Source organism: Mesorhizobium sp. M8A.F.Ca.ET.218.01.1.1, from assembly GCF_004791165.1.
Taxonomy (GTDB): domain Bacteria; phylum Pseudomonadota; class Alphaproteobacteria; order Rhizobiales; family Rhizobiaceae; genus Mesorhizobium.
The window spans coordinates 29,400-44,027 of record NZ_SRUZ01000015.1 but is presented as its reverse complement, the minus strand read 5'-3'; the positions used below and the strand labels follow the sequence as shown (position 1 = coordinate 44,027).

Annotated in this window: 3 protein-coding genes; 1 reads left to right on the top strand and 2 read right to left on the bottom strand. The window is 65.4% G+C overall.

Annotated elements, in window-relative coordinates; all coding sequences use genetic code 11:
• Positions 1 to 95: 95 nt before the first annotated feature.
• Together EN861_RS33405 and EN861_RS33400 are read right to left on the bottom strand one after the other, a co-directional pair.
• Entirely contained in the window at positions 96 to 1,340 is a 1,245-nt protein-coding gene (locus tag EN861_RS33405) for a Xaa-Pro peptidase family protein (protein ID WP_135867722.1), read from the bottom strand.
• Between the two features lie 70 nt (positions 1,341 to 1,410).
• The gene (locus tag EN861_RS33400; RefSeq protein WP_245512167.1) at positions 1,411 to 1,956 is read right to left on the bottom strand and encodes an invasion associated locus B family protein; all 546 of its coding nucleotides are present in this window, start codon (positions 1,954 to 1,956) and stop codon (positions 1,411 to 1,413) included.
• A gap of 307 nt (positions 1,957 to 2,263) precedes the next feature.
• On the opposite strand from EN861_RS33400, the gene EN861_RS33395 reads away from it, so the two are divergent.
• Positions 2,264 to 14,611, top strand: a complete 12,348-nt coding sequence (locus EN861_RS33395) for a hypothetical protein (RefSeq protein WP_189343800.1) — start codon at positions 2,264 to 2,266, stop codon at positions 14,609 to 14,611.
• Positions 14,612 to 14,628: the final 17 nt, after the last annotated feature.

Genomic DNA, 14,628 nt, shown 5'->3' with positions numbered 1-14,628 from the left:
GACGGCGGCTACGACAGTCGATCTCCCCCCTCGTGGGGGAGATGCCCGGTAAGGCAGAGGGGGGCGCCGTAGAGTGCCAACGGCGATAGGGACCGCTACCCAATCACCTCCAGCCGCCTCGGCAGCCGGTTCATGGCGACCGGTCCATCCGGCGTGATCAGGAACTGGTCCTCGAGGTTGAAACTGGCGAGGCCGTCGATGTAGAGCGGGATCTCGAAAGCCAGCACCATGCCTGGCTCGATCACGACATCGCTGCCGGCCGCGATGAACGGCCATTGTTCGGAAAAAACCGACTGGCCGACGCCGTGGCCGAAATGGCCGCGGCGGTAGGAGCGCAGGCCTTGCCGCGCCAGGCTGTTGGTGGCGACGCGATGCACATGGGCGAGCGTGTTTCCGGGGACAAGCTCGGCCAGGCCATTCTCGAAGGCGCGCTCGGCAATGGCGTGCAGCTCCGCCTGGTCCGCCGAGGGCGGGCCGAAGGTGAAGTTGCGCGACATGTCGGAGGCGTAGCCGCCGACCGTGCAGACCATGTCGCATTTCAGCGGATCGCCAGCCACGGCCCCGGCGTCCGCGCCCTTGGCCTGGGCGCCGAGCGTCACATATTCGGCCGTGATGACCGGATGCGAAAGCCCGGCCGCCGCCGTGGCGACGCCTTGCCGGTAGAGCGCGACGAGGTCGCCCTGGCGCATGCCGGCCATGGCATCGACCTGCAACCGCTCCAGGCCGGCCTCGGACAGGAGGATGCCTTGCCGCAGGAGGTCGATCTCGCGCTGCGACTTGACGGCGCGCAGCCGGTCCAGCACGGGCGAGCCGTCGACGACGGGGCAATCAGGCAGCAACGCCTGGATGGCGGCAAAATCGGCGGCGGCAATGAAGTCGAGGTCGAGGCCGAGCGTGGCGCGCTCCAGCCCGAAATCGAGAAGCATGGCTTGCAGCTGGCGCACTGAGCCGGCGAGATCGAAAGTGGCGGGCCGCGAGAAATCCGGCGCGCGGTCGAGCGAAGCCAGGCCAGCCTCGATACGCTCCGCCAGAGGAAGGCTGTGAGGCCCTGTCTCGACCGGCGCGGATTCGATCCAGATCGGGTGCGAACGCACAACCATTTCGGGCGCCGAGGTCCGCAGCTGCGCCGCGTTGAAGTCCGCGACCACGACGCCGATCGGCAGGTCCTGACGGGCGGGGATGACGACGAAGCCGGCGCCGGCGCGCCGGAACAGGCCGGCCGGGCCGATCGACGCGCCGGTCGCATAATGGAAGGCCTCGGGCGCGCAGAGCACCAGCGCCGCGATGCCGGCGCGTTGCATCAAATGTGTGGCGCGCTGGCGATCGACAAAGCCCGTCATGAAATTTCTCCATATGCCCGAACCGGCAACGGAGCATTAAGGGTGCGGACAATCAAGCGGCCGACAATGGCTACTTGATCGATTCCAGCTTGGTCAGCGCGGCGGTGAAGCCGGCCAGCGATACCGGGATGGTGACCGGCTTGCGGGTGACGGATTCCATGCCGATGTTCAGATTGGTTCCCGATTTCATCGCCTTGACCAGATCCGGCGGCAGCGGCGTGGCGGCATAGGCGCCGTTCTGGTCGCTGGTCTGGATGGCGATGGTCGTCTTCTGGCCCTGGTCGACCTGATAGCTGGCGCCGGACGGCAGGAACAGGCCGTGCGGCAAAGCGAGCAGCATGGCAAGGCTGCCATTGGCATTGTCGCGGCGCACCGTCACGGTGAGCACGCGCTGTCCTGTCTTGGCTTCGGTCAGGTTCTGCGACAGCTGGCATTGAAGCTCGGCGTTCGCCGAGCCGCTGGAGCAGTTCACCGCCCAGGGATTGGCGTCGGCCGGCTTGGGCGGGGCCGATTGGGGCTGGGCCGGTTGGGGCTGGGCCGGCTTGGCCGCGTCCTCGGCAAGTGCGGGTCCAGCGACCGACAGGATGAGCCACAGAGTGACAATACCTACGGCCAAGCCTGAAATATTAGCTCTCGCTAAAGCAACTGTCATATTCCTTGTGCCCCGGCTGGTATTCCCGCAGTACGGCTTGATACAACACTCCAACCCGGCCTGGAAGCCGCGAGTCCAGCCAAGCAAGCCGGCAAATTTACTGTGTCCATATTGCCACAGGGAAGAACTTTGGCGGACGACCACAGCAGCCGCATCTTTAGGGACTCGCTATACAATAGAATTCCAGTAAATATCGGCACGCGGGACGTGTAGTCCCAGAAGGGCTCGCCAGGGGATGGGAACTACCGAGAAGTCTCGGCAAGTTGGTGGGATGGCGGCGCGTGGGGAGGGTTTCCACGTGCGCGCCGGCTATCGCCGTTCGAGTATTGCCAGGCATCTCTGGAAGACGACGGCGCTTACGTCGCTGGCACTGGCGCTCTCGGGCGCGGCTGCCTATGGCGACGATGCCGGTCTCTGGCAGCCGCAGATCCGGGCCATTATCGGCGCCGACAACAATGGCGGCAACGCTGCGCTCGAAGGCTTCATCCCGATCAAGCAGACCGCCGAATCGGTGCTGTTCCTGGATGTCCGGGCCAAGCACGATTTCAAGGATGCCTTCGGCCAGGATATCGGCCTTGGCATCCGCCGCATCGTCAACCCCGACCTGATGCTCGGCGGATACGCCTATTTCAATGCCGAGAGCTACGGCGGCACCCAGTTCACCGGCGGCACGCTGGGCGTCGAGGCGATCACGCCGAATTTCGACGCGCATGTGAACGTCTTCGTGCCGATCAAGGGCGACTCGACCGACCACTCGACCAGCTCAACCCTGTCGATGGTCTCCAACCAGCTGATCGAGCAGATCTCGGTGCTCGACCATCGCGATTACGCGGCCTGGGGCATCGAAGGCGAGATCGGCGCCCAGGTTCCGGTCAACCTGCCCGACAAGCATTCGCTGCGGCTGGATATTGGCGGTTATCATTTCGAGGATCCGCACGGCGATGACGGCAGCGTCACCGGCGCCAAGGCCGGCATCGAATATGAGATCGGTGATGTCTTCGGCACCGGAACGTCGCTGACCTTCACCGGTGAGGTGCGCAACGACAACCGCGACGACACCCAGTTCGCCGGCAGCGTGCGGCTGAACATCCCGTTCAATCCGGGCCACGGCTCGGACAGCACCGGGGCCATCGGCACGGACCCGGTCTATCCGGCCAGCGAAGGCCTGCGCAAGCGCGTCAACGAGCGGGTGCGCGGCGATATCGGCGTCAGGGTCCAGTCGCAGGACAAGATCGGCGGCTCGACGACGCGCGTCGCCATCAACGCCGCCACCAATGCCGCGTTCGGCAAGTTCTATTTCGCCGATGGCGGTTTGGCCGGCGCCGGCACGCAGGCCGACCCGACGACACTGGACGACGCGGTCACCAAGGCCGGCAATGGCGGTTTTGTCGTTGCCCTGGGTGGCAGTGGCAATCTGACGACTGCCGGCGTGACACTTGCCACTGGCCAGACCGTGATCGGCGGTGGCCAAAGCGTCACCGCGAAACTGTCCGGCGGCGGCACCGCCACCTTCAATCTGGGCGGCAGCGACGGCACGATCCAGGGCACCAACGTCGCCAACAACGTCATCACGCTCGGCACCGGCAACACGCTGAACGGCATCACCATCACCGGCGGCGCCGACGGCATCTTCGGCAACAACGTCACCGGCACGACGCTGACCAAGGTCACGGTGACGGGCGCCGGCGGCAACGGCGCCGAGTTCACCGGCAATTCTACCAACGTCAAGGCGTCCGATTTCACGTCCACGAATAACGGTCTCGACGGCCTGCACATCGAGGACAACGGCACCTACAATTTCACTGGCACGACGCTGCTGTCGGGCAATCTCGACGACGGCCTCGATATCACCGGCCAGGGCACCTACACCTTCGCGACGGTCAATGCGCTTGATAATACCGACCGCGGCATCACCGTGCAGGGCACGTCGAGCGGCGGCAGCTTCACCACCACCGGCGGCACTATCTCCGGCAATGGCGGCGTCGGCGTCTACATCGACCCGATCACCGCGCATGTGGTGCTGGATTCGATCAGCCAGACCGGCGGCACGTCGGGCGTGGTGCTCGACCACGTCTCGGGCAGCTTCACCGTCAACGGTTCGACGACGATTTCCAACACGACCGGAGCGGCGATCCAGATCACGGATTCGCCGGCGACAATCCGCTTCGGCGACATCAAAATCACCAATCCCGGCGCCGGCGGCATGTCGTTCAGCGGCGTCAACGCCGCCGTAGTCGCCGGCAACATCGTCATTTCCGGGCTGGGCGTCGGCTCTGGTCTCGACTTCTCCGGCAGCCAGACCAATTTCACCGCGCAGTCGCTCAACATCACCGGCCCAGGCGCCGCCGGCACCATCGGCATCGACCTCGCCGACACCACCGGCGGCGCCTCGATCATCATCACCAATGGCGGTTCCATTTCGGGTGTCGACACCGGTGTGCGCTTCGGCATAGCGGGCTCGCTGGCCCATTCGGCCAATGCCGAATTCAGCTTTGGCGGCGGTTCGATTGCCGGCAGCACCGCTTCGCTCGACGCGCGCGGCCTCAACCAGACGCTCGGCCACTACGCGTTCGGCTCGACCACTTTCAGCGGCGATCAGCTGTTCGACCAGCAGAATGTGATCTTCGTCGGCGGCGTCGGCTCGTCGGGTGATGGTTCTTCGACATCGAGCCTGCTCGCGATAAACCTGGCCGACGCCAACACCCAGAACAATGCGATCTTCGTGTTGGTCAACGAAGGATCTCCCATCGATACTGCCAACGGCTTCTCGCTCAGCGACGGGCAGACGCTGGCCTCGTTCGGCAATGGCCGCTCCTTCTCGCTCGGCGGCGTGCCGATCAACGTCACGGGCGACAACATCCAGCACGACCAGGTCGTTTCGGATCCGGGCGGCGGCGCGGCGACGCTGACCAATTCCGGCTCCGGCGGTGTCGTGACAGTGGCCAACGGCAATTCGCTGCTCGACTTCAACATTTCGGGCGGCAGCGACGCGGGCATCAACGCAACCTTGATCAACGGCCTGACGATCCAGGGCGTGACCCTCAGCAATGTCGACACAGGTCTTTTCCTCGGCAGCGTGACCGGCACGGTTTCGGTCCACGATCTCAATGTCCAGAATGCGAGCCAAACCGGCATCGAGCTTGTCGCCTCGAGCGCGACCGTCAATTTCACCGGCAACACGACGATCGGCAATGCCACCAATGTCGGGCTGTCCGCCAAGAATTTCGATGGCACCGCCACTTTCGACGACCTCGATATTACCGGCGGCGGCATAGGCGTCTCTATCGTCAACGACTCGAGTGGAACCCTGACTTTCGGGGCCGGCAGTTCCATCACCGGCACGAGCAGCAACGCCTTCTCGATCAGCAGCTCCACGCCCAACGTCACCTTCAACGGCACCATCAATCAGACCGCTGCCGCAAGCGCGGTGACAATCTCCAACATGACCGGCGGCAGCGCCACTTTCGCCGGCAAGATCACGGCCAGCACGGGCGCGGCCAACGCGATCGACCTGACCGGCAACACCGGCGGCGCGATCAACTTCACCGGTGGGCTCGACCTGACCGCGGATGGCGGCTTCGCCTTCAGCGCCGTCAATGGCGGTACGCTGACGGCAACCGGCTCCGGCAACACGGTGGCGACCGGTCTCGGACCGGACGAGAAGGGCATCCAGATCGCCGGCATGACGATCGGGACTGCCGGGGTGAACTTCTCCAGCGTCACCGTGGATGGTTCCGGCGGCGGCGTTTCGACCGGTATCGCCATCAGCAACACCAGCGGCGGCAACGTCACCTTCGGTGGCGTCGACCTGTACCGTATCAGCGGCGTCGCCATCAGCCTCAACAATGTCGCCAGCGGCGTCTACAGCTTCAACGGCACGACGAAGATCGACACGGTGGTCGGCGGAGGCCCCGGCTTGCTGGTTCAAAACAGTGCCGCGACCGTCAGCGTCAACAATCTCGTCACCACGAATATCGCCGGCGCCGATGTCAGCCTGACCAACAACACCGGTACCATCGGCATCGGCGGCACGATCACCAACTCCGGTACCGGCAACGGCGTCGTCGTCTCCGGCGGCAGCGCTGCGATCACGGTCTCGGCCGATATCTCCAGCTCAGCCACAGCACCGGGTACGGCGGTCAAGGTCGATGGCATCACCGGCGGCTCGGTGACCTTCAGCGGCGCGATCAGTTCGACCAGCACCGGTAGGCTTTTCGAGATCGGCTCGGCGGCTTTCCTGAGCGGCGGCACGATCAGCTTCACAGGCCCGTCACTGTCGGCGACAGGCGGCGGTGGAGCGTCTGCCATCGACCTCATCGGCACGGCCAAGTTGAACGTTACCGCTCCGCTGTCGATCACCAATGCCGCGAGCACCGGCCTGGTTGTCGGCAGTGTCGACAGCACCGCATCGGCAACCTTCGGAGCGGTCACGGTGACGGGCGCCGGCCCCGGCATCGCCATCGCCAACACTGCCGGTTCAGTCACCTTCGGCACGACCCAGGTCACGCTGGGCTCTGCCGCCAACGTGGCCGGCATCAACTTCTCATTCACCAATGCCGATGTCAGCTTCGGCACGACCACCGTGACGATGGGCGCCGGCGCCAACCAGAGCGGCATCAGCTTCGCAACTGCCAGTGCCGATGCCAGCTTCGGGGCAACCACCGTGACAATGGGCGCTGGCGCCAACCAGACCGGCATCAACTTCAGCGGCGCCTTTGCCACGGCCGATTTCGGCGTGACTCATATCACCGGCAACGGCGACCTGACCTCGCGCGGCATCGACCTGTCGTCGACGCAAGCCGACAAGACCATCACCTTCCAGGCCGGCTCCAGCATTTCCAATGTCGGCGTCGGCGTCGAACTGTCGTCGGGCGGCACCACGGCGACATCGGCCAATGCCAACTTCACCTTCGGCGACGGCAATGCGGGCAATGGCCTGCAGTCCTCCATCAGTGCGGCAGCCGGCGGCTACACGGTCAACACCATCGGGCTCAATCCGGCGCTCGGCAATTACAATTTCAACGATGTCGCCTTCACCGGCAGCGCGCATCTGGCCAGCGCGGTTGGTGGGACCATCATGGTCTCGCAGAACGGCGGCGTCATCGCCGCCGGCACGGACGGGCTGAGCGCGGATGTGAGCACCATTTCGGTGACCGCCGCCGACGCCATGAGCGGCAGCGGTGTGGTCTTCGCCTTTGTCGGCACGGTCGATCTCAGCGGCACGCCGTTCACGCTCGATTCGGGCCAGTCGATCACCGGCTTCGGCAACGGCAACTCGATCCTCACCTCCGGCACGGTCCAGCCGATCAACGTCCAGGGCAATCTCGGGGCAACCGGCGGCAACGTCACCGGCGACGAGGGCGTGGTCAAGAGCACGGGCAGCGATACCCTGCACCTGCTCGGCAGCAATCAGGTGAAGAACACCGCTTTCGACTTCAGCGGCGGCAGCGGCTCGGTCTTCCTCATCGACGAGAGCGCGGTCGGCTTCGGCAATGCCGGCGGCATCGTCGTTGACGGCGTCACGGTCAGCAATGTCGCCGTTGGCCAGACCGCCTTCAAGGTCGACGGCCTCACCACCAACGTGTCGATCACCAACAACAACATCAACGTCGCCGGCACGCTGCTCGCCGCCGATGGCGGCGATGGCAACATCACGCTCACGCGCGGCAATTTGCCCAACAGCGGCCCGGCCGGCACGCTGACCGGCGGCGGTGTCACGATCTCCAACCGCACCGGCGGCCTGGTCAATTTTACCGACAAGGCGACCATCGGCGGCAACGGCGTTTCGCTGACCAGCAACACCGGCTCCACCATTACCTTCGCGGATGTGGACATCACCACCAATGGCGCGACGGCTTTCACCGCCACTGGCGGCGGCACGGTCAATGTCACGACGGGCACGATCAGTGCCACGGGCGCCCAAGCGGCGGCGCTCGACGGCATCACCGCTGGTATCAACTTCGCCTCGACCAACGCCACGTTCGGCTCGGGCAACGGCATCGACCTGCAGGCTCTCAGCGGCACAGCCGCTTTCGGCACCGGCACGCTGACCAACACCGGCGCGGGCACGTCCTTCAATATCGGCTCGGCGACCGATCAGAGCGGCGGCAACGCCGTTATCTCCTATGGCGGCACCATCGCCAGCAACGGCACGGGCGCGGCGGTTTCGATCCAGGAACTGACCGGCGGCTCGGTGACGCTGTCGGGCAACCTCACCGACAACAACGCGGCAGCCGGCGGCAACATCATAGTTGCCGCTATCGACAACGGCACGGCGGCGACCGTTGCCTTCTCCGGCGCCACCAAGCAGATCAGCTCGGGCGCGACCGACGGCGTCAGCCTGACTGGCAATCCGAACGGCACGATTGACTTCAGCAATGGTGGCCTTGCCATTACGACAACGACCGCAACGGGCTTCCATGTAGCCTCCGCCGACACGGTCAGCGTCAGCGGCAGCGGCAACACCATCACCACGACGACCGGCACCGCGCTCGACCTCGGCAACGCGACAGTCGGCGCCGGCGGCGTCACCTTCGATTCCATCACGGTCGCCGGGGCGGCGACCGGCATTGCGCTGAACAATGTCAGCGGCGGCGCCGTCAGCCTCGGCGCGGTCGACCTGGAAGGCATCACCTCGCGTGGCGTCGACATTTCCGGCACGATCGGCTCGACGCTTGATTTCACCAGCCTCAACATCGGGCTCGGCGCCACCAACGCGATCGGCCTCGACCTCAGCGGCGCCGCGCTCGGCGCCAGCAACATCACGGCTGGCGATTTCGACGTCGATGGCGGCAGCTTCGCCGGCACGATCGGCATCGACATGGCCGGCACGACCGGCACCGGCACGATCCAGCTCGGCGACCTCGTCAACAACAACCCCGGTCCGAGTGGCCAGACCTCGACCATCGCCAATGTCGGCTATGGCGTGCAGTTCTCCAGCACCACCAACGCCAAGCTGGTCTTCGGCGACGGCCAGGGTCCGGCCGAATCGTCGATCGCCACCACCGGCGGTCAGGTCATCCACGCCACCGACACGCTGCCGACCAATGGCAACTACAATTTCAACGACGTCAATTTCACCGGCGACATTTCGAACCTGTCGACGATCAGCGTCTACTACGTCGTTGAAGGCGGCACCGGCGACGGCAGCCTTGCCAATCCGGGTAGCTATATCGGCGCCCAGGCGTCCACCGCCAACGTCGTGGTGCTGATCGACAAGAACGTCAACGGCAGCCAGGAAACCATCGATCTCAGCGGGACGTCGTTCCAGCTCGACGACGGACAGGTGCTGCTCGCCTTCAAGAGCGGCGACGCTGCCGTCGATGTCTCGCAGCTCGGCGTCGACGCCAGCGGCGGCGCCGGGGCGTCGTTCCATTTCACCACCGTGCAGAACTCGACGGTCGTCTCGGCCCCCGCCGGCATCGATACGCTGCGGCCTGTCCTGCAGAGCAACAACGCCGGATCGGTCGTCAGCCTGGCGACATCAGGCTCGGGCCTGATCACCGGTGGCGTCCAGAACCTCATCATCAGCAACACCGGCACCGGCGCCGGTATTTCCGGCAGCGCGTCGGCCGCCTCCAGTTTCTTCCTGAGGAACAACGACATCGCCGCCGGCGGCAGGGCGCTCGATTTCATCACCAGCGGCGGCGCAACGGCCGACAAGCTGCTGCTGTCGATCGACGGAAACACGCTGAAATCGACGGGATCGGCGCTGGCAGCGTCGTTCGTCGGCCAGAACATCAACGCGACGCAGAATTCGATCGCTGTCAGATCTTTTGCCGGCAACACGGTCACCGGCGGTACCGGCGGCGGCCTCGCCTTCAGCAATGTCACCTTCGATTCGACCGGCGCCGGCGGCACGGTCTCGGTGGGTACGCTCGACATCGGCACGACAGGCGCGCGGGTCCAGGGCGACGGCCTCAGCCTGACCAGCACCAGCGGCACGCTTGATCTCGGCACGTTCACTGTCTTCAACAACAACGGCACCGGCCTGCTGGTCGATGCCAAGGGTCCGCCAGCCACCACTTTTGCGCTCAACAGCAGCGGCGGCTCGGTCGACACCACCAGTGGCACCGCCATCGATCTCGACCCGTTGACGGTTGGCATGACGATCGGCAGCGTCACCGCGACCGGCGGCGCGAGCGGCATCATCTTCGACGGCGTCGCCGGGACCTTCACCGTCACCGGCGCCACCAACATCTCCGGCATGGCGGACGCCGGCATCAGCGCGGTAAACACCAATGCCGGCACCTTCAACTTCAACACGGTGACGGTCAACAACGTACTGTCGACCGGCGGCGGCATCGGTTGGGCCAGTGGTACGCTCAACGTCGGCGGCCTCGCCGACATCGACACGACGAGCGGCGCGGGCCTTACGCAGACCGGCGGCACGACCAGCTTCACCGGCGGCGTGACGATCGATACCACGACCGGCGTCGGCATTTCCGGAGGGGGTGGCGCCACGATGGGCATCACCGCCACTGGCGGCGCCGAAAGCGTGAATTCAACCAGCGGCACGGCGATCGCCTTGTCCAACGTCGCTGCAACCATCGCCCTGGATTCGACCTCGTCCGGCGGCGGCAGCACCAATGTGAACCTTGTCAACACCAGCGGCACGGTTAACCTTGGCTCGGGCGCGCTGACCGGCGCCGCGGCTGTCTCGTTCATCGTGAGCGGGGGCACGGCGGCAGTCAGCTATTCGGGCAGCGCCACCATGTCGGCCGCCGCCGGCACAGCCCTTGAAGTGCAGAACCGATTGGCCGGGGCCGGGCTCGTCTCGCTGAGCGGCAACCTGACGTCCAATGGCAATGGTATCTACCTGAACAACAATACCGGCGGCACAGTGACCGCCTCGGGGGCATCCAACAATTTCACCGGTGCGGGTTCCGGCGTTACGATAGTCAACAACACCGGCGGCACCTTCAACATCAACGGCGCAAGCTATACCATCGCTATGAGCTCGACCGGCGCGGGCGTCGCGATCAGCGGCAACAGCGCCCCTGTGGCGATCAATTTCGGCGGCGGTGGGCTGGCGATCACCACGGCGGCGGGCACGGGGTTCAGCGCCACGGGCGCCGGCACTGTTACCGCCGGCGGAAGCGGCAACACGATCGCCACCACCAGCGGCGGCACCGCACTGAACCTCAGCGGCATCACGATCGGCGCGGCGGGGCTCAACTTCTCCTCAGTATCCACCACCAGCGCCACGACCGGCATTTCGCTGGCCAATGTCGCCTCCTCGGGCGGCGGCGCCATAGCGCTCGGCACGGTCAGTCTGCAGGGCATCACCTCTCGCGGCGTCGACGTCACCGGCACGCAGGGTGCGGCGCTTTCCTTCAACGGTCTCGACATCGGCCTGAACGATAACGCGGCCGTGGCTTTCGACCTCAACGGTTCGACGATCAACGCGGCGATCACGGCCAACGATTTCGACGTCACCAATGCCGCCGCCGCCGGCACCTCGATCGGCGTCGACCTGCGAGGCGCCACCGGCGGCCAGACGGTGCGGCTCGGCGATGCGAACCTCGCCGGCAACAGTTCGAGCATCGCGGGCGTCAACACCGGCGTGTTCCTGAACGGCACGACGAACGTCGCCTTCACCTTTGGCGACGGCGATACCGCCGACCAGTTGTCGACCATCAGTGCCAGTGTCGGCATCGACGCTTCCGTCGCGCCGGCCGCGGGCACCTACAATTTCAAGGATGTGAACTTCCAGGCCACGCCTGGCCTCGGCTTCGGTGTCGGCAAGGTTTATTTCGTCGGCGCGGCGTCGACCGGCGACGGCAGCGGCCGCGACCAGAATAATCTGGCGACGCTGGCCGACGCCGAATTCAACGCGGCCGCAACGGACATCATCGTCCTCGTCAACGATGGCGGCACCATCACCGCACAGGGCACCAATGGCAACGACACGCTGAACCTGCTGACCGGCCAGCAGGTGCGCGGCTTCGACAATGGCAACATCAACCTGGCGCTGACGGTGCCGTCGACGATCCAGCTGGCCAGCAACACCATCTCCATCGCCGATCAGACGCCGGGCGGCACCACCACGCTGACAAGCGCCGATGGCAGCAGCGTCATCACGCTTTCGGCCAGCGGCAACATCATCGACGGCTTTACCATCAACGGCGACGACGGCGCGGGCGTGAATGCCGCGATCGGCATCAGCGGCGCGACGGCGAATGCCACGATCAGCAACATGACGATCAGGAACGTCACGGCCGCCGACATCGACTTCGGCGCCGGCGCAACCGGCACGACGACGCTGACCAATGTCTCCCTCATCGCGGCCTCGGCCGCGACCGGCATCAAATTCGGCGCGGCCTCCGGAACGGTCACCGCCACCAATGTCGATACCACGGGCGGCAGCGGCCTGTCCGTGATCGGCGGCAATGCGGCGTTCGGCTTCGACAGCACGAGCTCGGTCACCAGCGTTATCGGCACCGCGGTCAGCATCACCAACCGCACCGGCGGCAGCTTCGGCTTTGCCGGCGCGGTGACGTCGAACATCGGCGCCAGCGGCGTCGTCATCTCCGGCGCGACGGCAGCCAACACAGTCAGCTTCACCGGCGCCGTCACCCACAATAATGCCACCGGCGCCGCCGTCTCGATCAACAATGGCGGCCAGGCCTCGACCGTTAGCTTCGCCAACCTCGTGGTCACAACGGGCGGCTCCAACACGGCCTTCACCGCGACCAATGGCGGGACGGTCAATGTCACCACCGGCTCGATCAGCGCGAGTGCCGCCCAAGCGATCAACCTCAACGGCATCGCGGCCGGCATCAATTTCACCTCGACCACTTCGGGCGGCGGCGTCAACAATGTCGCCCTGACCAACGTCACGGGCACGGTAAACCTGGGCACCGGTGCGCTGAGCGGCGCCTCGGGCACCGCGTTCGACGTCAGCGGCGGCACCGCGGCCATCACCTATGGCGGGTCGATCGCCAAGACGAGCGCCGTCGGCAACGTCATCAGCATCGCAGGCCGCACCGGCGGCACGGCCACCTTCAGCGGCACGGTGTCGGCAACCGGCTCCAGCGCCGGCATAGCGCTTTCCAGCAACGGCGGATCGACGATCAATTTCACCAACACGCTGACGCTGACCGGCTCGAACGTCGCCGGCTTCAGCGCGACGGGCGGCGGCACGATCAGCGCCACCGGCACCGGCAGCGTGATCAGCTCGGGCACGGCCACAGCACTCAACGTCGCCAACACGACGATCGGTGCGAGCGACCTGACGTTCCAGCGCATCAGTTCCAGCGGCGGCAGTGCCACCGGCATTATCCTCGACACCACGGGTGCCCTGGGTGGCCTGCATGTGACCGGCAATGGTGCAACGGTCGGCGCCTCGGGCGGCGGCGTCATCTCCAGCAAGACAGGCGCGGATGGCAGCACCGCGCAAGGCGTCGGCATCTACCTGAACGGCACGACGGATGTGCAGCTCAACGGCCTGCAGATGAACGACTTCCAGAATTACGGCATTCTGGGCAACAACGTCACCGGCTTCACGCTGGACCATACGATCATCAACGGCAGCAATGGCACCAGCGTTGCCGGAGTCGGCGAAGGCAATGCCTATTTCACCGGCCTCAAGGGCACCGCTACGGTTTCGAATTCCACCTTCACCGGCGCGGCGCTGGACGCATTCCACGTCTTTAACAACAATGGCGAGACTCTCAACCGGATCACCATCACCGGTTCGACCTTCGCGACCAACGCCGCCGCAGGAAACTCGTCAGGCGACGCGCTGGTGTTCCAGGCGACGAACGGCGTCTTCAACGCGACCGTCCAGAGCTCGACATTCACCTCCGCGCGCGGCGACCTGTTCCAGCTTGATCTGCACGGCAACGTCCAGTCGGATCTGGTGTTCGGCGGCGCCACTGGAGCGCTCGGCAACACGCTGTCGAACAACAACCAGAACATCGTCTCGGGCGGCGGCGGCATCACGATCAGTTCGGGCGGCGCCGGCGACGTGGCGAACCTGACCTTCAACATCGCCCACAATACGATGCGCGATGCGCTGGGCACGGCTCTGGGCATCAGCACCGGCTCCGGCGCCAGCTCGTTCAACGGCACGATCGATTCGAACACGATCGGCGTCGCCGGCGTGGCGAACAGCGGATCGGCCCAGGGCAGCGATATCGGCTTCGTCACGTTGGGCGGCGCCGATTCCAGCGTGACGATCACCAACAACCTGCTCTATCAGTACAACAATGATGGCATTCTGCTGCAGACGGGTGATGCGGTCGATGGCGGCAACCACAAGCTGACGGCCGTGGTACAAGGCAACACCGCCAGCAATCCAGGCACATTCGGCAACCACGGTTTCGAACTGAACGCCGGCACGGTTGCTGGAGACGCCCAGACGGTCTCGCTGACCCTCGGCGGTGCTGGCGGCCTGGCCAACAATTTCACAGGTTCGGGTGCCAATGGTGGCACAGACATGCGTCTCCGCACGCGGTTCGATGTCCATGTTGGCTTGCATGGCGGCGCCGCGGCTTACGCGGGCGCGGCAACCGATGCCGCGGCTGTCATGAGCTATGTGCAAGCCATCAACAGCGGCACTGTCAGTGTCACGATCGGCACCGGTGGTACGGCGGGCTTCTATTCGACGCCATAGTCTGAACGGGCGACGAA